We start from the raw sequence: 19,816 nt of genomic DNA, 5'->3' as shown, positions 1-19,816 counted from the left end.
ATTCTTAATTGGTGGAAAGATGATATCAAAGAAATCACAATACATATTATTAATATCAACATTGTTGTTAATTGCTACATATTATGTGCCGATATGGAAAATTGATTTGAATGCGCCTCAGTACCCGGAAGGAATCGGACTTAGAATCTGGGTGGACAAAATTACTGGATTAAATGATTTTGACCTCGATAACATCAATAAATTAAATCATTACATCGGTATGAAAATTATCGAACCAGATTCGATCCCCGAATTAAAAATTATGCCTTTTATCATAGTATTTTTTATCGCTTTCGGAATAGCGGCTTTTTTAATACGCAGGAAAATTATGATTTATCTGTATGTATTTTTGATGGCGTCAGTCCTTTTGATTGGTTTATACGACTTTTATAAGTGGGAATACGACTACGGGCATAATCTTAATCCGGAAGCACCAATTAAAGTTCCTGGTATGACATACCAACCTCCGTTAATCGGAACAAAACAGCTTCTTAATATGAAAACAACTTCTCTTCCCGATACCGGAAGTTATATAATTGGATTGTCCTTATTGGGTTTTATAGGAGCTTTGATATATGAAAAAAGAAATAATAGTTGATTTAACTCTGATAGTTTTAATGTTAATCGGCGGATGCAGTAAATCGCCCGAAGCGATTGATTATGGTAATATCGATTGCGCTTATTGTCAAATGACAGTTTCCGACCCGAAATTTGGTGCGGAACTGATTACTGAATCAGGGAAAAAATATTATTTCGACTCTTCGGAATGTCTGGCGGCATATATCATTTCCAATGACGGAAAGTATCATTCTGCCTGGGTTACAAATTATAAAAAGCCGGGAAATCTTATAGAAGTTAGCCAAGCCCTTTTTGTAATTAGCGACGGCATTAAGAGCCCAATGGGACTCGGCATTGCCGCTTTTGAAAGCGATTCGGTAAAAAATACAGGGATTGAATATGGCGCCGAAGAAATTGTCAATTGGGAAAGAATAAAAAAATATGTCAAAGATGAATGGTTTTAAAATAGTTTTTCTGCTGATTGTATTAATATCCCCGGGTCAATCTTTCGGAAGAGTATTAAAGGTAGGTAGCAATGAAAAATTTAAAAAAATTTCCGACGCTTTGAAATATGCAAACAATTTCGATACTGTTTTTGTAACAAAAGGCGTTTATAAAGAAGGCGTAATAGTCGTCGACAAGAAAATATCACTGCTGGGTGAAGACTTCCCTGTCCTCTCCGGCGAAGGAAAATATGAAATCATGAATATAACTGCACATGGCGTTGTAGTGAAAAATTTGGAATTTAGAAATGCTGGCGTAAGTTTTATTCATGACAATGCGGCTATTCGAATCGACAGCGCATCTAACTGCATAATTGAAAACAATAAATTTACCGACAATTTTTTTGCCATTTACCTGGCGCGTTCAAGCCATTGCAGAATAAAAAACAATGTTATTATATCGTCTAATAAAAGCCAAACTCACTCTGCAAACGGTATTCACTTGTGGTACTGTAAGGATATTGTTATTGAAAACAATTTAATAGAAGGACACAGGGACGGAATTTATTTTGAATTCGTGCGTAACAGCCGTGTAGAAAACAACATAAGCAGGAACAATTTGAGATACGGACTCCACTTCATGTTTTCCGACAGTTGCGTCTATACAAAAAATAAATTTATGAATAATCGAGCCGGTGTGGCTGTAATGTTCACCAGGAAAGTAAAAATGGAAAAAAATGAATTTGTCGATAATTGGGGTGCTGCCTCATATGGTTTGCTGCTTAAGGAAATATATGACAGTGAGATTAGGAATAATAAATTTATCGGTAATACATGCGCAATCTATTATGAATCGTGCAGCCGAGTAAAAGCAACGAAGAATTTATTTTCGAAAAACGGGTGGGCAATCAAGTTGATGGCAAATTCGATGGGGAACGTTTTTGAATTAAATAATTTCATCGACAATACTTTTGATGTCTCTACAAACAGCGTTCGTAATTATAATGTTTTTGTAGCTAATTATTGGAATAGGTATGATGGGTACGACTTGAATAAAGACGGTTACGGAGATGTACCGTACAGACCGGTTAATCTTTTTTCATACATTGTAGTAAAAAACCCCACAACATTGATATTATTACATAGTCTATTTGTTAAACTGCTCGATTTATCGGAAAAAATTTTTCCTGTGCTAACTCCGGCAGAACTCCAGGATAAATCGCCAAGGATGAAAAAATATTATGATATTGATTGATTCAGTTTCTAAAAATTTCGGTAATATAAAGGCACTTGAACAAGTTAATCTAAAGATTGAAAAAGGAAGCATGACTTACCTTGTAGGTCCTAATGCCTCGGGTAAGTCTACTCTGATTAAAATTATTTTGGGATTAGTAAAACCTTCTGCCGGCAACGTTGTTGTTAACGGAATTAAGTTAAACGGACATTCAGAGTACCGAAATTCGATCGGCTATATGCCTCAAACAGCCAATTTCCCAGACAATCTCAGTATAAAAGAGATTTTTGATATGATAGCGGAAATTCGGTCCGTTAAAAATTTTGCCGATAGCGAATTAATAGAATCGTACAACCTTTATAGAGAATTCAACAAAAAATTGAAACATCTTTCCGGAGGAACAAAACAAAAAGTAAACGCTGCTATAGCATTTGCGTTCAACCCGGAAATTTTAATACTTGACGAACCTACGGCCGGTCTCGACCCGTATGCAAGTTCTATTCTCAAAAACAAAATATTAAAAGAAAATAAACTGGGAAAGACGATTATCTTTACCTCGCATATTCTCAAAGATCTGCAGGAACTGGCACGGGAGATTGTGCTCCTTGTTAACGGGAAAATCGTTCTTTCCGGAATTATCAACGATATTATTTCCAATAATGGAATCGACCTTGAAGAAAAAATTATTAGCATTATGAAGGAAAATCTGTATGCTGACAATCAAAGTGGTCAAATATCAGTTTAACGACATACTCAGAAGCAAGTGGCTGATAATTTATACACTGTTCTTTATGTCCTCCACATACGGATTGGTTTATTTTAGCGGAACCGGACATAAATTTATTCTGAGCGTCGGAAATATATTTCTGTTTATAGTGCCTTTCATATCGATTGTATACGGTACTATTTATATGTACAATAATCGGGAGTATATTATTTTTATGCTCTCTCAGCCTATCAAAAGGCAAACTCTGTTTTTAGGATTGTATTTTGGAGTTACTTTCGCTCAGATCATCAGCTTGACGGTTGGCGTTGCTTTGCCTCTTGTTTTTTATTGTCCATTTCACAAAGAGACGATGGATTATTTATTTGCAATTATTGCGCTTGGTATTTTCAATATACTAATTTTTACATCCTTAGCCTTTTTTATATCTACTTTTATTGAAAATCGGCTTCTGGGATTGGGTGTCTCTATCTTCTTATGGTTAGCATTTGCAATATTATTCGACGGCGTTCTCATGATACTATTGTTTATGTTTAGAAATTATCCAGTAGAAAAGCCATCAGCGATCATATCGCTCTTAAATCCGATTGATATAGGTAGGTTGATGCTTATGTTGCAACTGGATGTCTCGGCTTTAATGGGCTATACCGGAGCGATTTTTAATAAGTTTTTCGGCTCGGGTTTAGGATTGATGGTTGCACTTACCGATATGATCGTCTGGTCGATTTTTCCCCTGCTGCTCGGATTGAAAAGATTCATAAAAAAAGATTTTTAGACAAATTCAATTTTTCATTTGCAGAGAAAAAATAAATTTTGTTAATTTATAATCGGAATAAATAATCTGTTTTAATATGATGCGGGACATTATAACAATCAACGAAGAACTTTGTGATGGATGTGGGAAGTGTGTGCCTGAGTGTCGCGAAGGAGCATTGCAGATAATTAACGGCAAGGCGCGGTTGATAAGCGACTTGTTTTGCGACGGTCTAGGCGCGTGTATCGGACGCTGCCCCACCGGCGCTCTCACTATTGAAAAAAGAGAAGCCGAACCTTACGACGAGAGAAAGGTGATGGATTACATTATACGTGGCGGCTCAGATGTGATCAAGGCACATCTTATTCATCTCAAAGAACACGGTCAATATGACTATATTAGTGAAGCCGTCCAATATCTTAACGAAATGGGAATAGAAATTCCGAATATCAGCAAACATTCCGAAGATATGCCGAAAGAAAAACCGGACGACCAGGTGTTGAATCAATGGCCTATTCAGATGCATCTTGTATCGCCTCTGGCGCCCTGTTTCGTTAATACGGATTTACTCCTTTCGGCCGATTGCTGCGGGTATGCTCTTGGCGATTTTCACAACAGTTTTTTGAAAAACAGGAGCCTTGCAATAGCTTGTCCCAAGCTTGATTCGAATAAACAGGTCTATCTCGATAAGCTGATTACAATGATTGAAAAAGCCAATATAAAATCAATAACCGTCTTGATTATGGAAGTGCCTTGCTGCAGCGGATTGGTGAAAATCGCTAAGCAGGCGGTCGAATTTTCAAGCAGACGAATCCCGGTTAGTATTGTAATTGTCAGTACGAAAGGAGAAGTATTAAAAAAAGTTAATGTAAATGAAAGGGAAACTATATGAGCGAATTAATAAATAACAGCAAAAACAGAGTTGAAGAACTGAAACATCTTATAAGAGAAATACATCAAGGGAATTCGGTAGAGGAAACAAAAAGTAAATTGGTCGAAAAACTTGGTTCGGTTCCTTACGGAGAAGTTGTCCAGGCCGAAGAAGAGCTTATTAAAGAAGGAATGGAGCGCGAGGAAATATTGAAATTTTGCGATCTGCACACCGAAGCTCTTAAAGGGAATCTTCAGGCACGGTTTTCCAAACCAATTCCGCAGTATCACCCAATTGACATTTTCATGAAAGAAAACAGAGAGGTGGAAAAGGTAATCGACAGGATAAGGCACCTGTTTTACGAAACGCGACAACGAGATAAGAATGAAAACGCCAGTGACCTATTGAAAGCATTACACGAGGAATTCAATTTATTGATGGATATCGAAAAACATTATCTCAAAAAAGAAAATCTTCTTTTCCCCTTTTTGGAAAAGCACGAAATAACTGGACCTCCGATGGTTATGTGGGGAAAACACGACGAAGTAAGAACTTTCCTGAAATCCTGTTTTCCCCTCTTTGAAAATGAACATGAAGCTACGGCTGAAGTAGTGTCCGGCTTTATCGATTTAATGCTGGAACCGACCGTTAAAGCTATCGAAGAAATGATTTATAAAGAAGAGAATATTCTTTTCCCGATGTGTGTTGATTCTTTGAATGACATTGAGTGGTACGAAATTGCTTCGCAGCTCGATGAGATAGGCTATTGCCTCTATTCTCCGGAAGGTGTCTGGAAGCCCGAATTTGAAATTGATAATATAGAAGAAATAAAAAATGACAAAGTTAAATTCGAAAACGGTTCACTCAGTCAGGAAGAACTCGAAGGAATTCTGAATACAATTCCGCTCGATCTTACTTTTGTGGATAAAGATGATAAAGTTAAATTCTTTTCGCACGGTGGTAATCGCATTTTTCAAAGACCCAAAGCTGTCTTGGGTAGGCAGGTTCAATACTGTCATCCACCGTCGAGCGTTCATATCGTCAATAAAATACTGGATGATTTTAAATCAGGCAAACAAAATTCAGCTAAATTCTGGATTAATTTTCATGGACAATATGTGCATATTGCTTATTATGCCGTAAGAAATTCAAAAGGTGAATATCTCGGTACTCTCGAAGTAACTCAGGATATTAACGAATACAAAAAACTTGAAGGTGAAAGGAGAATTTTGCAATATGACAACTGAAAAATGCGACATAACACCGAATACGATTGTAGGCGACCTGCTCCGGGACTATCCTGAAATTGAAGATAAATTGATAGAAATTGCGCCGGTATTCAATAAACTGAAAAATCCCGTTCTCAGAAAAACTGTGGCGAAAGTAGCCACTTTAAAACAAGCGGCACAAATTGCAGGAGTGCCCGTCTCGATTTTAATCAATAAATTGAGAGAAGCTGTTAATATGGAGCAGATTCAAGTTGAACAGGATTCTACAGAGAAAGCAGTAAAACCCGATTGGGTAGATAGCGGCAAAATTGTAATCGAATACGATGCTTCGCTCGACATTGAAAATGGATTGCACCCCGCTGCAAAAGTCACAAAAGAAATTATGAGCCTGAAAGATGGAGAAATCTATTTGTTGATTACTCCGTTTTTACCCGCACCTTTAATAAAAATTGTAGAAGAAAAAGGCTATAAAACTTACAGCGAAAAAAAGAACGAAACTACTTGGTATACATTTATTGGTAAAAAATAAATCCAGTCACATATAAATAATAAATTAATCACAGCCAGGAGATTCGTTAATGAAAAAAAACATTTTACTAATTTCAGGGTTGCTTCTCTTTGGTGCAATCAATATTTACAGTCAACAAAGCAAATGTATCGAGTGCCATTATAAGGAAACTCCAAATATAGTTTCCGATTGGCAACTCAGTAAGCATGCAGAAAATGATATCGATTGTTCGGTCTGCCACGGCGACGAACATATGTCGGCCGGAGATATTGCAAAAGTAAAACTACCCACACCAGAAACCTGTGCAATGTGTCACGATACTCAGGTAAGCCAATTTAAAAAAGGGAAACACTCAGTAGCGTGGGCTGCAATGAAAGCTATGCCCACAGCACATATGCAACCGATGTCCCTGATGGAAGGTCTCAAAGGTTGCGGAGGTTGTCATAAAGTTGGTATAAAGTCCGAAGAGGAAATGAAAAAATTAAAAGCTGATGGTTCGGTATTTGGACACGCGTCGTGTGACGTTTGCCATACACGCCACACATTCAGCAAAAAGGAAGCTCTGCAGCCGCAGGCCTGTCAAACCTGTCATCAAGGATTCGACCATCCTCAGTGGGAAATGTATTCTGGTTCGAAACATGGAGTTCGTTATCTCCTGAAGCAAAACAATGTACTGGCCGAAAACAGTGCCGCTCCAACATGCCAGACGTGTCATATGCCAGATGGAAATCATGAAGTGAGAACTGCATGGGGATTTCTTGCTGTACGTCTTCCGATGCCTGAAGACAAACAATGGGCTGAAGATCGTACGACAATTCTAAAAGCGCTCGGAGTTCTCGACCCAGACGGGAAGCCGACTCAACTGCTCGACGTGGTTAAAGCTGCCGATGTGGCAAGATTGACTCAAGAAGACTGGCAGAAAGAACGGGATAAAATGATCAATATTTGCTCGAAATGCCATTCGGAAAATTATGTTAGAACAGAACTCAAAAAAGGCGACGAGATGATTAAAAATGCCGATAGATTAATGGCAGAAGCAATTAAAATTGTAGCCGATCTCTATAAAGAAGGCATTATCAAAAAAAATGATAATTACCCTGCCGCTTATCCGATGTTATTAACATTCCACGATGCCCCGACGGTCATTGAACAAAAGTTATTCGTTATGTTCCTCGAACACAGAATGAGAACTTTCCAGGGAACATTCCATAATAATCCAGATTATGCGCTCTGGTATGGCTGGAGCGAAATGCAGCGCGACCTCTCGGAAATTAAAGAACTGGCTCATCAGATGAGATTGAATCAAAAAGCAAGTCATTAATAACTACAAGTTTCTATGGAGCGCAGATTATGATTGCAAGTTTTACCTGCGCTCCTGTCACTCTCCCTTTTCTAATTAATTTCGCAGAAATGATATAATAAATCTTTATTTTTGTAATTATATTTTTTCGTTTCAGGATATTAATGCAGACATCCAGACCTTTAAAAATTGCTTTCGTATCGAGCGAGGTTTACCCGTACGCAAAGACAGGCGGTTTGGCAGATGTTTCGGGTTCACTCCCGCTGGAGCTTTCTTCTCTTGGAAATGAAGTTAAAGTGTTCATGCCCAAATATAATACTTTCGGCGAGCTCGAACATGGTTTGAAATACAGGTGGGATATAGGTGAAATACCCGTGCGAGTTGCAGGTAGAGTTGTTCCAGTTCACGTTCATACCGCCATTCTGCCGAATAATAAACCAGATAAATATTCGAATGTGGAAGTCTACTTTGTCGACTGCCCTCATTACTTTCACAGGTTCCGACTTTATACAAATGACCCCGACGAAGACGAGCGCTTTATTCTTTTTATGAAAGGCGTTATCGAAATTTTGCAGAGACTTCAATGGGCTCCAGATATTATTCATTGCAACGACTGGCAAACAGCTCTTATACCGTTGCTCTTAAAAGATAATTATGGATGGGACAGATTATTTCATAATACAGCTACAGTTTTTACAATTCATAATGTAGCATATCAGGGACGCTTTTCTAAATCATCTTTTGCAAAAGCCGAAATAAAAGATCAATATTATCTTCACGGAGGAATTGGCGAATACCAGGGGGGAGTTAATTTCCTGAAGACTGCAATTTATACTGCCAATGTAATTAATACCGTAAGCGAAAATTATGCCCGCGAACTCCTTACTCCAGAATACGGGGAAGGAATGCATGAATATCTTAAGCATAGAATAAATGACTTTTATGGTATATTAAACGGGGTTGATTATAGCATCTGGAATCCTCAAACCGATAAATATATACCGTACAATTATTCAATTGAAAATCTGGATGACAAAAAGAAGAACAAAGCATATTTGCTTGAGCATTTTATGTTACCCGTGGATGACAGACCTTTGATTGGAATGATTTCCCGTATGGTAGACCAGAAGGGATTCGATATCATGGCATACGTTATCAATGACCTGATGAGTTTGGATGTCAGGTGGATAGTACTCGGTAGCGGTGAAAAAAAATACGAAGACATGTTTTATTATCTGGCAGGAAAATATCGAGAAAAAATGGCTGTCTACATCGGTTACAATAACGAATTGGCTCATTTAATTGAAGCTGGTGCGGATATATTTCTAATGCCTTCGAAATTCGAACCGTGCGGCCTAAATCAAATCTATTCGATGAAATATGGAACTGTGCCGGTGGTAAGAAAAACTGGCGGACTGGCAGATACCGTCCTTGACTGGAACGAGTATCTCGCACAGGGAAAAGAAATCGGTACCGGTTATTCTTTCTGGGATTATAGTGGCCATGCAATGCTGCAGTCTGTTCAACGTGCTATCCACGATTATTATTTGAAGGACGTCTGGCATAAAATTCAAACCAACGGAATGATGCAGGATTATTCCTGGCGTCGTTCTGCCGAAAAATATATTGATCTTTATAAAAAAGCTCTTGTTAACAATTTACATGTTTGAACTAATCTATTGTCAAGCGGGTTTATAACGTCATGAAGTTGACACAAATGATTTTATTCTTCGGAATTGTATTTGCCGTTTACGGCTTAATTAATTACTATATTGTAAAAAGACTACTTTCAGTAATCCCGGAGCAGTATAAAGGAATTGCTCTGATTCTATCGTTGTTTTTTGTTCTCTCTTATATAATTGGAAGAGTGATCGAAAATTACTGGATATCTTACCTGAGTGATTTTTTAGTGTGGATTGGTTCGTTCTGGATTGCGATTATGTTTTATACTTTCCTTTCCTTGCTGATAATTGATCTAATTCGATTAATAAATTGGGCAGTTCCATTTTTGCCAGGCGTACTATCAAAAAATCCAATTAAAACAAAACAATATGTTGCTATGATTGTATCCATCTTTGTAGTTATAATGGTTGTCGGTGGATTTATTACAACGCGGATGATTCAAATAAGAAAGTATAACCTCATTATCAATAAAAAAGCAGGTGACCTTAAGTCGCTTAATATTGTAATGGTTTCCGACTTGCATCTGGGAACAATCAATGGAAGTAAATTTGCTTATAAAATAGTCGATAAAATCAATAAGTTGAAACCAGATATAATTTTATTTGCAGGTGATATTATTGATGAAGACATAGAGCCTGTATTAAGAGATAACGTTGGCAATGCACTTCTTGAACTTAGAGCAAAATATGGAGTATATGGGATTACTGGAAATCATGAATATATTGGTGGAGTAAATAAAGCGGTCGATTATTTGAACAATCATAACATCAAAATCATCAGGGACGGTCATGTTTTAATCGACAATAGTTTTTATGTAGTGGGAAGAGAAGACAGAGCTATCAATCGTTTTTCAGAATATAACAGAAAAAGTCTCCAAGAAATTATGGCTGATATTGATAAGTCTATGCCTGTTATAATGATGGACCATCAACCGTTTAATCTCGAAGAAGCGCAAAATAACGGTGTCGATTTACAGTTGTCCGGACATACGCACAACGGTCAGCTCTGGCCATTAAACTATATTGTGAAAAAAATTTATGAATTGCCCTGGGGTTATAAAACTAAAGGCAGTACACACTATTATGTTTCTTGCGGAGTAGGGGGATGGGGCCCGCCGGTAAGAACCGGTAGTCTTCCAGAAATTATTCAAATCAAACTGAATTTTACAGGCAAATGATTTTTTAATCCACTTCATAAAGATAGTTAGGAAGCCTGACTACATAACCCGTATAACCGCCTTCGAAATCGCTTTGCTGGTCGCCTACATTTGCAATAATTCGATAACCTTTTTCTGAAAGCTCTTTTCTTACGCGGCTTTTGAATTTGGAAGCCAGTTCGTTGATTTGATGGTTTTTCCTGATGATAAGAGTATCGTATTCAGTATAACCGGCTGAATGTAAGTTATCAACGGTGGCTTTGTAAGTTTCCTCATATCTTCCGGAAAGAAATATAATTCGTATATTTTTCGAACGAAGGTAATTGTAGAATCTTTTGACTTCTTTATTCGGAGGTGCTTCTGCGCTGTTAACCCATTTATTCCATTCTTCAAGAATATATCCGAATCCGATCGATTTGATATACTGGTAATTGTCGAAGGCAGTCTCGTCGATATCAAAAACTACTGCATTGCTATCGAAAGGCTCTACCGATTCAATAAATTCAATAGCCCTGTCAATTAGCTTTCTGCAGTCTTTTTCATATTTTCCCGAATCATAGTACTCTGCAACAGCTTTTTTAGCCTTGTCGAGATTAATCAATTCGGGCTGGCAGGCAACCAAGAAAATTAAGAGCGATATTTGAAGAATTCTATATTTCATAAAAGGATACCGGACGATTTGTCAGCCGGGGCTGGTTACAAAATATATTTACTCAAATCCCTGTTAGTTACGATTTTCTCTAATTTTTTCTTTACCATTTCGCCGTCTATCTCAATTGTGCTTTCGGGCATTTTGTCGGGAACCTCGAATAAAATGTCCTCCAGCAATGTGGTAAGGATTGTATGAAGTCTGCGAGCTCCGATATTTTCAACCTGCTCGTTTACTAAAGCAGCCGTTCGGGCAATTTCACGTATTGCTTCGTCGTTGAATTTAATGCTTACCCCTTCTGTTTGTAAAAGTGCTGTATATTGTTTTAATAGAGCGTTTTCAGGCAGTGTAAGAATTTTAATAAAGTCTTCTTCGGTAAGACTTTTCAATTCGACACGTATTGGGAATCTACCTTGAAGTTCAGGTATTAAGTCGGACGGTTTAGAGACGTGAAATGCTCCAGATGCAATAAAGAGAATATGATCGGTTTTTATGGGACCATATTTTGTGTTTACAGTAGAACCTTCTACAATTGGCAAAAGATCCCTCTGGACGCCTTCGCGCGATACGTCTGGCCCATGCTGACTTTTTGTTCCTGCTATCTTATCAATTTCGTCTATGAATACAATGCCGGATTCCTGTACCCTTTGCGTGGCTTCTCTTTGTACTGCTTCCATATCGATTAACTTTTCTGCTTCTTCTTGAGCGAGAATTTTCTTTGCCTCTTTAATTGTAGTTTTTCTTTTCTTTTTCTTTTTTGGAATCATATTGCTGAGCATATCCTGAAGGTTTGAAGTTATATCGTCCATGCCCATTGGTCCAAGAACCTGCATACCGAAAGCGGGAGCCGTGATATCGAATTCGATCATCCTTTCGTCGAGTTCGCCATTACGCAATTTCTCGCGCATCCATTCGCGGGTTTTTTCGTTTTGAATTTCATCGGTTGAGTTTTCGTCGTCGGTTTTAGAAGAGCGTTTCAAAGGCGGGATCAATTGATCGAGAATTCTTTCTTCTGCAAGTTTTTCGGCTTTGTCTCTCACTACTGCCGTTTTCTCGGCTCTGACCATATTGACGGCAATTTCGGTTAAGTCGCGTATCATCGATTCGACGTCCCTGCCTACATAGCCAACTTCCGTGAATTTTGAAGCCTCCACTTTAACGAAAGGAGCATTTGCAAGTTTTGCCAGTCGACGTGCAATCTCGGTTTTGCCTACGCCCGTAGGTCCAATTAAAATAATGTTATTTGGCATTATCTCTTCGCGCATCTTTTCTTCGACCTGCTGTCGACGCCATCTATTACGCAGAGCTATAGCAACTGCGCGCTTAGCCTCGTCCTGCCCGATTATAAATTTATCCAGTTCTTTTACAATTTGAGAAGGAGTAAGTTGGTGCATATTGTTATTCATAATTTAAAACCTCATTTGTCTATTTCTTCGATTGAAATTTTGTCATTGGTATAAATACATATTTCAGCCGCTGTTTTTAGTGCTTCTTGAACAATTTCTTTTGCGGATAAGTTGCTGTGTTTTTTTAACATTTTGGCCGCTGCAAGCGCATACATTCCTCCGCTGCCAATTGCCACAATATTATCTTCCGGCTCGATTACGTCGCCGGTTCCCGAAACGATAAAAGCTTTGTCGATCGATATAATTGCAAGCATTGCTTCGAGTCGTCTTAAATATTTGTCTGTCCTCCAATCCTTTGCCAGTTCGACAACCGCTCTTTCAATATTTCCCCTGTAAGCTTCGAGCTTTTCTTCAAAGCGATTCAATAGTGTAAAAGCATCGGCGGTCGAGCCAGCAAATCCGCATAGTACCTTTCCATCTAAAAGTTTACGTATTTTTTTAGAATTATGTTTCATTACAGTATTGCCCAGTGTAACCTGACCGTCGCCGCCAAGAGCGGCTTTGCCGTCTTTAATTACGCCCAGTATTGTCGTTGACCTGACTTTCATATAATCTCCGTTTAGTTTCCTTTTTTATCATACAGGGAAAAATTCGAGGTGTATTTTTAGAATATTCTTCATAATCTTTCCCGTACTTTTCTTTAAGTCTTTCTTCTTCGAAAATTGAACCAATATAAAAATACAAAACGATGCATATAAACGTTACCATGTAAAACAGATCCATTGTCGGACGGAATCCGAGAAACAGTATTGTAAAGAAATAAATCGGATGTCGCACGTATTTATAAATACCAGTGGTAATCAACGGCTGCCATTCGTCGAGCTGTTCAATATTGTAGCTGCCTTTAATATATCGAATAACCTGACGTATGCCAATGAACTCGAGCAAATCAATTGGCTTAGTTGATACAATAATTCCAAATAAAGAAAGAACCTGAAATACAAATGTAATAATATCATAGGGATAATGTAAGTCGTATATCGTTATGTCGGGTTTAGGTGCGATTAAATAAAATAGAAGAAAAAAAATCGCGGATGCGGCATTGTAAAAAAGACGATAAAAAGCGATTGCTTCTCCTAGTCGCTCTTTGAGGGCAAGTTTTATTTTTTTAGACGCGAGTAACGAGTGTGCCAGAGCAAAAAGTATAAAAAGTACGACGATGCTGATTATATCGAACAGGATCATATAATTTTTTTACGAAGTCGGGCAACCGGAATTTTCAACTGTTCTCTGTATTTTGCGACGGTTCTTCGAGCAATGTGAATTCCCTTTTCCTGCAGAATGCTTGCAATTTTGTCGTCGCTGTACGGTTTATCTTTCGGTTCGTTTTCGCAAATTTCTTTGATTAGTTCTTTGATATGCTTATTAGATATTTCGTCGCCGTCGTCGGTTGAAAGACCTTCGCTGAAGAAATATTTTAATTCGTGAATTCCCTGAGGACTTTGCACATATTTGCCGTTGACCACTCTGCTTATTGTTGAAATGTCCATCCCGATTTCATCGGCAATGTCTTTATAGATCATCGGTTTGAGATATTTCGGTCCGTTCTCGAAAAACTCGTATTGTTTTTCGAGAATAGCCTGCATAATTTTCATAAGAGTCTGGCGTCTTTGATGCAACGAAGCGATAAACCATTTAGCCGATTCGAATTTTTCTCTCAAGAACTGATGTGCTTCTTTTTCGCGTTTGGGTATTTTCCTTTTTCTTTTGTTGTTTTCGAGCATTTCAAGGTAAGTCTTGCTTATAGTAACAGATGGTACCGCTCTATCGTTAAGCGTTACAATATAATTGTCGTCAACCTTTTCGATAATGAAATCGGGCGTAATCTGGTTAATTTGTTCCGAGTCAATATTTCCTTCGCCGGGTTTGGGGTTTAATTTTTGAATCAGAGCCAGCGCCGATTTTAAAGTTTCTGTGGATAGTTTTAAATTTTTCTGAATATTGTCGAAGCGTTTGTTGATAAAATCTTCGAAATGTTCGCTTAGTATTTTTTCTGCAATGTATGAATAATACGGGTCGTAGGAAGAGTTGCGAATTTGAATGAGTAAACATTCCTGAAGATTACGAGCTGCTATACCGACGGGCTCTAAAGTTTGAATCTTTTTAAGAACTTTTTCGGCGTCTTCCAGGCTTACGTCGATACTTTCGAAGAGTTTCAATTCATTAATAAATTTTTCGAGGTCCTCTTTAAAATAGCCGTCTTTGTCGAGCGCTCCGATTATGTTTTCACCCAGTATCATTTCTTTTTCGGTCAGGTCGAGCATATGAAGCTGGTCTATTAAACTGTCGCGCATCGATTTCCGCTGAATTGCCACGGGATAAACTTTTTCTTCGTCGTTATTTTTATTAAGGCGCTCGAATTCCTGTTCGTACTCTGAATCGTTCATAAAATCTTCCAGATCGAACTCGTCTTCTGCATTGTCGAATTGTTCTTCTTCCTCGTCCTCAGCTGCGTTCTCTTTCTCGGGCTCTTCTTCCAGTTGTTCGAGTTCCATTTCGTCTTCAAGAGCTTCTTCGAGAATCGGATTAAGTTCGAGCTCGGTTTTGATTCTTTGCTCGAGTGCAAGTGTATTTAATTGAAGTAGCTTCTGATACTGTATTTGTTGAGGCGATAATTTCTGCTGAAGTGCCATTTTTTGTTGCAACGATAACATAGTCTTCTACTCCGTTACTTTTTTTAATTTTGATAACCAGTCGCTGCCGAAAACTCTTGTTAGAGCTTCGCGGCAAAACTCTATTATTGTTGTCGATGTTTCTTTCCCTTTTGCTAATGCAGGAAGACATTCTTCGTACTTTTCGTATCGAAGTACGGGACCGCCAAAATTAGAAATCCTAATTGGAAAAAGATGACACGAGACCGGCTTAATAAAATCGATTTTACCTGCCTTGTATGCTTTTTCGATGCCGCAATATGCAATGTCGTTCTCGTAGACCACAAAGACGCACGCTCTATTATTTAAACTTTTTGTCATAAATTCGCCATGTTCTTCGAACCAGAAACCTTCGCGTTCGATAACGTCAACGTGTTCATCAGGAAGAAAATCTTTAATTATATCGATGTATTTGCTTATTATCTCGATTTCTTCTTCTAAAAGAGGAGCACCATATTTGCTTTCCATAGTACAGCATGACCCTTTGCACTTGCTCAAATCGCACGTAAACTTTGTTTCAATTATCTCCCTGTTTACAATTACATCGTCAACATCGATTAAATGATTATTCATAATACTGGAATAATTTTTGTTGTAAGATACAAATTTTTGTTCATTCAGTAAATTGCCGAATTTTTTTTAATACAAACAGTCTTCATTAATGGAATTCGAAAATGTATCCCATGCCGCGGACGCTTTTGAAATAAGCCGGATTGTCGGGATCGAGTTCAAAATACCTCCTCAAACGGGAAACAAATATATCAACGGTACGGGTTTCAACATCGGAGTGCAAATTCCAGACATTTTCGAGCAACTCTTTTCTCGAAATTATTCTCGACCTGTTTTCGACAAAATATTTTAATAACATTGCCTCTTTGGGAGTAAGCCGGAATTTTTTTTTGCCAGAGGTACACTCGAGATTAATAAAATTGACTTTGTTGTTGCCGAACTGAAAAGTTTCTCCCGTCTTTTCCAGATTTTTGTACCACGATTTTCTTTTTAACATCCTTTCTATCCGCAGAAGCAATTCCTTTAAATTAAATGGCTTTACCACATAATCGTCGGCTCCGTAATTGAAACCCCTGATTTTATCCTCGGCAGAAGAACGCGCCGTGAGTATCAGAATTGGCATTTGAATGTCTTTGTTCCGAATTAATTTGGTAATTTCAAAACCGTCGTGATAAGGAAGCATTAAATCGATAATAATGAGATCGTAATTTTCGTTGGTGATTTTTTCGATGCCCTCTCTGCCGTTCTTAGCCCAGTCTACAATATATCCTTCCTCTCTTAAATTGAATTCGAGTCCGATTGCCAGTGATTCTTCGTCTTCGATTAGCAAAATACGTTTACCTTTTAATTCTTCGGATTGTGTCATGTTTTTTATTTGTCCTTTATTTTTACCGCAGGGAGTTCAATTGTAAAAGTTGACCCTTTGTTCAAGCCTTCGCTATAAACGTTTATCGAGCCGTCGTGCTGCTTGATTATTTCTTTTGTCCAGTACAAACCCAATCCCGTCCCTTTTACGTTTGGCATATAATTCAAGTCGATTCTAAAAAATTTATTGAATATTTTTTTCTGATATTGCTGTGGGATGCCCACACCATTGTCACTTATGTTTATAATAATTTTCTTTCTATTGTCCTTAACGGAAATATTAATCGAGGGTTCTTTGTTTGAATATTTAATTGCGTTGCTTATCAAATTATCGACTGCTATCTGCAATGCTTTTTTATCCGCAGAGCAGCTTGAGGTGGAAGTACATTCGTATTTTACCACACCATCGGGAACCGATAAATTGGCGATCGATTCATTCACCAGTTCTTCAAAGAGACTGCAGGTATAATATGTTCGTCTGTCGTGTACAATCTTTTTTTGTTCAAGTCGGGAAATTTCGAGAATTGTATTTATCAAATTATCTAGTCGTTGAATGTCTTTCATCATTAACGCAAGAAAATCTTTCTGTTTATCTTCGCTCACATTTTTATATGACATAGTTTCAAGGAATAATTTTAATGAGGAGAGAGGTGATTTTAATTCATGAGTAACGGTAGCAATGAAATTGTCGTATAAATTTGCGAGTTTATACTGAACAGTAAGATTCCGAAAAAAAATGAACATGACAACAGCAATTCCCACAATGAGAATAATTCCACCGGTGAAGACAAATACATTTGGGGTTTGAATGTCAATTAAAGGCGAAAGTTTGCTGGCTACCTGTTCGAATATTATATAATTTGTTACATACCAATAAATCCACAAAGCCAGCAGGCCAAGCCATGCAATCTGAGCGATAACAAAGGCGATAATAATATAGAGTTGCGAATTAATTTTTTTCATCTTTCGCCGTTCAATTGACGGATTAATATCGCTGAAATACGCGAATTATACAATACGTAGTAAGGCAAGGAAGAAAATCAAAAGCTGGTTGCGCTTAATTTTTACATTTCTTTTACAGAAAGTATGTCTGAAATTTATGATTATTACGAGTGTTAATAAACACGTTAAACGAGATGAAAATATTAATGATTTATCCAGAGACTCCGGCAACATTCTGGAGTTTTAAAGATGCGCTTAAATTTGTATCGAAAAAGTCAGCCGAACCACCACTCGGATTGATCACTGTAGCTTCGATGCTTCCAGCTGAGTGGGAAAAGAGACTGATCGATTTGAATGTAACCCGACTCGAAGACGAGGATATTTTGTGGGCGGATTATGTTTTCTTAAGCGGAATGAATATTCATACCTCATCGATAAGAAAAATTATTAGAAAATGTAATAATCTGGACAAACCAATAGTTGGTGGTGGTCCCCTTTTTACTTTTCAGTATAACGATTTTCCCGGCATAGACCATTTTGTTTTGAATGAAGCCGAACTAACTTTGCCGCAATTTTTAAGCGACCTCTCGAAGGGCAGAGCTGAAAGAGTTTATTCAACAAATGAATATCCAGAACTTGGCGCCACTCCCGTACCGATGTGGGAACTGCTTGAGATGGATAAATACGCATCAATGAGTATTCAATATTCACGTGGTTGCCCTTACGATTGTGAATTTTGCAGCATAACTGTTTTAAACGGAAGACGACCGCGTACAAAAAGCAGTTTCCAATTTATTGCAGAACTCGATAGATTATATCAACTCGGCTGGCGTGGTGGAGTTTCAATTGTTGACGATAATTTTATCGGCAATAAAAGACTTTTAAAGTCCGAGACTCTGCCCGCAATTATTAAGTGGCAACAAGAAAAAGGGTATCCTTTCAATTTTATTACAGAAGTATCGATCAATCTGGCAGACGACGAAGAGCTGATCGCTCAGATGATTAATGCCGGTATTAACAGCGTTTTTGTAGGAATCGAAACAACCGACCCGGACAGCTTGAACGAATGCGGTAAGAAACAAAACTTAAGAAGAAACCTCGAATTGTCAGTTAAAAAATTAATTGGCAGCGGAATGATAGTATCGGGGGGATTTATTGTGGGTTTCGACAGCGATAAACCTGGATTTCATAAACAATACGTCGATTTTATTCAAAGCAGCGGTATAGTTTCTGCTATGGTTGGATTGCTAAATGCTCCTAACGGCACTAAATTGTATAACAGGCTAAAAAAAGAGAACCGCTTGATCGACAACTTCAGCGGCAACAATATGGATGGCTTTACGAACATTGTCCCCCGAATGAATTACAAAGAATTGATAAAAGGCTATACACAGATCATCAAAAAAATTTATTCGCCGAAAGAATATTATAATCGTATAAGAAATTTCGTTGATGTTTATCGTGTGCCTGATTGGCCGAAAGTCAGATTTACATTTAGAGAGTTTAAAGCGTTTTTTATGATATTATGGAAACTGGGTATACTCGACGCCGGAAAACGTTATTTCTGGAAGGTGTTTTTCTATACGGTTAAAAAATATCCAAAAAAATTCCCCCTTGCCATGACTTTTGCTGTTTACGGATATCATTTTAGAAAAATATCTGCGAGAATAACAAATTAATAATTTAGTTTTTTTCTAAGTAATATTTTTTATATTTGTAACGTAAGTTGCATTTCACACCTGACGTTTTTCACATCGAATTTGCAACATTGGTTCTTCTCTTAAACTATTCGTAGTAATTGGATGTTATTAAAAAAAAATTAATAAACTTAGGTAAATCTATAAACAAAATAACCCGCATTCAGGAATGCGGTTGGAGGAAAAAATATGTCAATCGCAAAAACAGGCGACAAAGTAAAAGTTCATTATACCGGAACATTAAACGACGGTACGCAATTCGATTCGTCATTCGGCAACGAACCCCTTGAATTTACAATTGGTGAAGGAGCTCTGCTCGGTAAATTTGAAGAGGCAGTTGTTGGTCTCGAACCAGGACAAACCGTCGATATTAATATTCCTGCCGACGAAGCTTACGGACAAAGAAGGGAAGATTTGATTATCAAAGTAAATAATTCAAACCTTCCTCCTAACTTGAATCCGGAAGTTGGAATGAAACTTCATATGCAAACAGATGACAATCAAATTATTCCCCTTACGATCGTTGATGTGCTCGAAGATGGTATTGTGGTGGATGCAAATCATGAATTAGCAGGGCAGGACCTTAACTTTCACATTGAATTGGTATCGATCGAAGAAGAATAATTTAGTTAGTTTA

The 19,816-nt window shown here is 37.8% G+C and carries 21 protein-coding genes; 13 read left to right on the top strand and 8 right to left on the bottom strand.

Annotated elements, in window-relative coordinates; genetic code table 11:
• The first annotated feature begins 19 nt into the window (after positions 1 to 19).
• The 11 genes from ACSSV9_RS08940 to ACSSV9_RS08890 all read left to right on the top strand — a co-directional run bounded on the left by ACSSV9_RS08940 (position 20) and on the right by ACSSV9_RS08890 (position 10,481).
• Positions 20 to 598 carry a hypothetical protein gene (locus ACSSV9_RS08940; protein ID WP_437346906.1) on the top strand — a complete coding sequence of 193 codons (579 nt, stop codon included), beginning with the start codon at positions 20 to 22 and terminating at the stop codon, positions 596 to 598.
• Positions 576 to 1,022 carry a nitrous oxide reductase accessory protein NosL gene (locus ACSSV9_RS08935; RefSeq protein WP_437346905.1) on the top strand — a complete coding sequence of 149 codons (447 nt, stop codon included), beginning with the start codon at positions 576 to 578 and terminating at the stop codon, positions 1,020 to 1,022. The genes ACSSV9_RS08940 and ACSSV9_RS08935 overlap by 23 nt, the downstream gene beginning before the upstream one ends.
• A complete protein-coding gene (locus tag ACSSV9_RS08930; RefSeq protein WP_437346904.1) occupies positions 1,000 to 2,256 on the top strand; it encodes a nitrous oxide reductase family maturation protein NosD in 1,257 nt (418 codons plus the stop codon). Before ACSSV9_RS08935 ends, ACSSV9_RS08930 begins: the two co-directional genes overlap by 23 nt.
• The gene (locus ACSSV9_RS08925) at positions 2,243 to 2,980 is read left to right on the top strand and encodes an ABC transporter ATP-binding protein (protein WP_437346903.1); all 738 of its coding nucleotides are present in this window, start codon (positions 2,243 to 2,245) and stop codon (positions 2,978 to 2,980) included. Before ACSSV9_RS08930 ends, ACSSV9_RS08925 begins: the two co-directional genes overlap by 14 nt.
• On the top strand, positions 2,946 to 3,734 hold the full coding sequence (locus ACSSV9_RS08920; RefSeq protein ID WP_437346902.1) for an ABC transporter permease: 789 nt from the start codon (positions 2,946 to 2,948) through the stop codon (positions 3,732 to 3,734). The genes ACSSV9_RS08925 and ACSSV9_RS08920 overlap by 35 nt, the downstream gene beginning before the upstream one ends.
• 76 nt (positions 3,735 to 3,810) lie before the next feature.
• Complete coding sequence (locus tag ACSSV9_RS08915) at positions 3,811 to 4,605, top strand: ATP-binding protein (RefSeq protein WP_437346901.1); 795 nt, start codon at positions 3,811 to 3,813, stop codon at positions 4,603 to 4,605.
• Positions 4,602 to 5,831, top strand: coding sequence for a DUF438 domain-containing protein (locus tag ACSSV9_RS08910; RefSeq protein WP_437346900.1), 1,230 nt, complete (start codon positions 4,602 to 4,604; stop codon positions 5,829 to 5,831). The genes ACSSV9_RS08915 and ACSSV9_RS08910 overlap by 4 nt, the downstream gene beginning before the upstream one ends.
• Positions 5,821 to 6,342: a DUF1858 domain-containing protein gene (locus ACSSV9_RS08905; protein ID WP_437346899.1), complete on the top strand. Its 522-nt coding sequence runs from the start codon at positions 5,821 to 5,823 to the stop codon at positions 6,340 to 6,342. Before ACSSV9_RS08910 ends, ACSSV9_RS08905 begins: the two co-directional genes overlap by 11 nt.
• A gap of 49 nt (positions 6,343 to 6,391) precedes the next feature.
• Positions 6,392 to 7,642 carry a multiheme c-type cytochrome gene (locus ACSSV9_RS08900; protein WP_437346898.1) on the top strand — a complete coding sequence of 417 codons (1,251 nt, stop codon included), beginning with the start codon at positions 6,392 to 6,394 and terminating at the stop codon, positions 7,640 to 7,642.
• A 143-nt stretch (positions 7,643 to 7,785) separates the two neighbouring features.
• On the top strand, positions 7,786 to 9,291 hold the full coding sequence (locus ACSSV9_RS08895) for a glycogen synthase (RefSeq protein ID WP_437346897.1): 1,506 nt from the start codon (positions 7,786 to 7,788) through the stop codon (positions 9,289 to 9,291).
• A gap of 32 nt (positions 9,292 to 9,323) precedes the next feature.
• Positions 9,324 to 10,481, top strand: a complete 1,158-nt coding sequence (locus ACSSV9_RS08890; protein ID WP_437346896.1) for a metallophosphoesterase — start codon at positions 9,324 to 9,326, stop codon at positions 10,479 to 10,481.
• Positions 10,482 to 10,485: 4 nt separating this feature from the next.
• Here ACSSV9_RS08890 and ACSSV9_RS08885 read toward each other — a convergent pair whose 3' ends face one another.
• The 8 genes from ACSSV9_RS08885 to ACSSV9_RS08850 all read right to left on the bottom strand — a co-directional run bounded on the left by ACSSV9_RS08885 (position 10,486) and on the right by ACSSV9_RS08850 (position 17,503).
• Positions 10,486 to 11,121 (bottom strand): HAD family acid phosphatase, encoded by a 636-nt coding sequence (locus tag ACSSV9_RS08885; RefSeq protein WP_437346895.1) that lies wholly within the window; start codon positions 11,119 to 11,121, stop codon positions 10,486 to 10,488.
• A gap of 35 nt (positions 11,122 to 11,156) precedes the next feature.
• The gene (hslU, locus tag ACSSV9_RS08880; protein WP_437346894.1) at positions 11,157 to 12,515 is read right to left on the bottom strand and encodes an ATP-dependent protease ATPase subunit HslU; all 1,359 of its coding nucleotides are present in this window, start codon (positions 12,513 to 12,515) and stop codon (positions 11,157 to 11,159) included.
• A gap of 11 nt (positions 12,516 to 12,526) precedes the next feature.
• Positions 12,527 to 13,063: an ATP-dependent protease subunit HslV gene (hslV, locus tag ACSSV9_RS08875; protein WP_437346893.1), complete on the bottom strand. Its 537-nt coding sequence runs from the start codon at positions 13,061 to 13,063 to the stop codon at positions 12,527 to 12,529.
• Positions 13,026 to 13,700, bottom strand: coding sequence for an NnrU family protein (locus ACSSV9_RS08870; RefSeq protein WP_437346892.1), 675 nt, complete (start codon positions 13,698 to 13,700; stop codon positions 13,026 to 13,028). The genes hslV and ACSSV9_RS08870 overlap by 38 nt, the downstream gene beginning before the upstream one ends.
• Entirely contained in the window at positions 13,697 to 15,169 is a 1,473-nt protein-coding gene (rpoN, locus tag ACSSV9_RS08865) for an RNA polymerase factor sigma-54 (protein WP_437346891.1), read from the bottom strand. Before rpoN ends, ACSSV9_RS08870 begins: the two co-directional genes overlap by 4 nt.
• A 6-nt stretch (positions 15,170 to 15,175) precedes the next feature.
• Positions 15,176 to 15,739: a DUF3109 family protein gene (locus tag ACSSV9_RS08860; protein WP_437346890.1), complete on the bottom strand. Its 564-nt coding sequence runs from the start codon at positions 15,737 to 15,739 to the stop codon at positions 15,176 to 15,178.
• Between the two features lie 85 nt (positions 15,740 to 15,824).
• The gene (locus tag ACSSV9_RS08855; RefSeq protein WP_437346889.1) at positions 15,825 to 16,541 is read right to left on the bottom strand and encodes a response regulator transcription factor; all 717 of its coding nucleotides are present in this window, start codon (positions 16,539 to 16,541) and stop codon (positions 15,825 to 15,827) included.
• 5 nt (positions 16,542 to 16,546) lie between these two features.
• Positions 16,547 to 17,503, bottom strand: a complete 957-nt coding sequence (locus tag ACSSV9_RS08850) for a sensor histidine kinase (protein WP_437346888.1) — start codon at positions 17,501 to 17,503, stop codon at positions 16,547 to 16,549.
• A gap of 173 nt (positions 17,504 to 17,676) precedes the next feature.
• On the opposite strand from ACSSV9_RS08850, the gene ACSSV9_RS08845 reads away from it, so the two are divergent.
• Positions 17,677 to 19,161, top strand: a complete 1,485-nt coding sequence (locus tag ACSSV9_RS08845; RefSeq protein WP_437346887.1) for a B12-binding domain-containing radical SAM protein — start codon at positions 17,677 to 17,679, stop codon at positions 19,159 to 19,161.
• A 207-nt stretch (positions 19,162 to 19,368) separates the two neighbouring features.
• Positions 19,369 to 19,803, top strand: coding sequence for an FKBP-type peptidyl-prolyl cis-trans isomerase (locus ACSSV9_RS08840; protein ID WP_437346886.1), 435 nt, complete (start codon positions 19,369 to 19,371; stop codon positions 19,801 to 19,803).
• Positions 19,804 to 19,816 lie beyond the last annotated feature (13 nt).

The organism is Melioribacter sulfuriphilus, from assembly GCF_051488685.1.
Taxonomy (GTDB): domain Bacteria; phylum Bacteroidota; class Ignavibacteria; order Ignavibacteriales; family Melioribacteraceae; genus Melioribacter.
Note: the sequence above shows the minus strand (reverse complement) of the source record. Positions and strands in the feature narration are given on the sequence as shown.

Bases quoted from the DNA above. Each gene is read 5' to 3' on its own strand.
- ACSSV9_RS08940 (WP_437346906.1), top strand. From the start codon at position 20: ATGATATCAAAGAAATCACAATACATATTATTAATATCAACATTGTTG.
- ACSSV9_RS08935 (WP_437346905.1), top strand. From the start codon at position 576: ATGAAAAAAGAAATAATAGTTGATTTAACTCTGATAGTTTTAATGTTA.
- ACSSV9_RS08930 (WP_437346904.1), top strand. From the start codon at position 1,000: ATGTCAAAGATGAATGGTTTTAAAATAGTTTTTCTGCTGATTGTATTA.
- ACSSV9_RS08925 (WP_437346903.1), top strand. From the start codon at position 2,243: ATGATATTGATTGATTCAGTTTCTAAAAATTTCGGTAATATAAAGGCA.
- ACSSV9_RS08920 (WP_437346902.1), top strand. From the start codon at position 2,946: ATGCTGACAATCAAAGTGGTCAAATATCAGTTTAACGACATACTCAGA.
- ACSSV9_RS08915 (WP_437346901.1), top strand. From the start codon at position 3,811: ATGATGCGGGACATTATAACAATCAACGAAGAACTTTGTGATGGATGT.
- ACSSV9_RS08910 (WP_437346900.1), top strand. From the start codon at position 4,602: ATGAGCGAATTAATAAATAACAGCAAAAACAGAGTTGAAGAACTGAAA.
- ACSSV9_RS08905 (WP_437346899.1), top strand. From the start codon at position 5,821: ATGACAACTGAAAAATGCGACATAACACCGAATACGATTGTAGGCGAC.
- ACSSV9_RS08900 (WP_437346898.1), top strand. From the start codon at position 6,392: ATGAAAAAAAACATTTTACTAATTTCAGGGTTGCTTCTCTTTGGTGCA.
- ACSSV9_RS08895 (WP_437346897.1), top strand. From the start codon at position 7,786: ATGCAGACATCCAGACCTTTAAAAATTGCTTTCGTATCGAGCGAGGTT.
- ACSSV9_RS08890 (WP_437346896.1), top strand. From the start codon at position 9,324: ATGAAGTTGACACAAATGATTTTATTCTTCGGAATTGTATTTGCCGTT.
- ACSSV9_RS08885 (WP_437346895.1), bottom strand. From the start codon at position 11,121: ATGAAATATAGAATTCTTCAAATATCGCTCTTAATTTTCTTGGTTGCC.
- hslU (WP_437346894.1), bottom strand. From the start codon at position 12,515: ATGAATAACAATATGCACCAACTTACTCCTTCTCAAATTGTAAAAGAA.
- hslV (WP_437346893.1), bottom strand. From the start codon at position 13,063: ATGAAAGTCAGGTCAACGACAATACTGGGCGTAATTAAAGACGGCAAA.
- ACSSV9_RS08870 (WP_437346892.1), bottom strand. From the start codon at position 13,700: ATGATCCTGTTCGATATAATCAGCATCGTCGTACTTTTTATACTTTTT.
- rpoN (WP_437346891.1), bottom strand. From the start codon at position 15,169: ATGTTATCGTTGCAACAAAAAATGGCACTTCAGCAGAAATTATCGCCT.
- ACSSV9_RS08860 (WP_437346890.1), bottom strand. From the start codon at position 15,739: ATGAATAATCATTTAATCGATGTTGACGATGTAATTGTAAACAGGGAG.
- ACSSV9_RS08855 (WP_437346889.1), bottom strand. From the start codon at position 16,541: ATGACACAATCCGAAGAATTAAAAGGTAAACGTATTTTGCTAATCGAA.
- ACSSV9_RS08850 (WP_437346888.1), bottom strand. From the start codon at position 17,503: ATGAAAAAAATTAATTCGCAACTCTATATTATTATCGCCTTTGTTATC.
- ACSSV9_RS08845 (WP_437346887.1), top strand. From the start codon at position 17,677: ATGAAAATATTAATGATTTATCCAGAGACTCCGGCAACATTCTGGAGT.
- ACSSV9_RS08840 (WP_437346886.1), top strand. From the start codon at position 19,369: ATGTCAATCGCAAAAACAGGCGACAAAGTAAAAGTTCATTATACCGGA.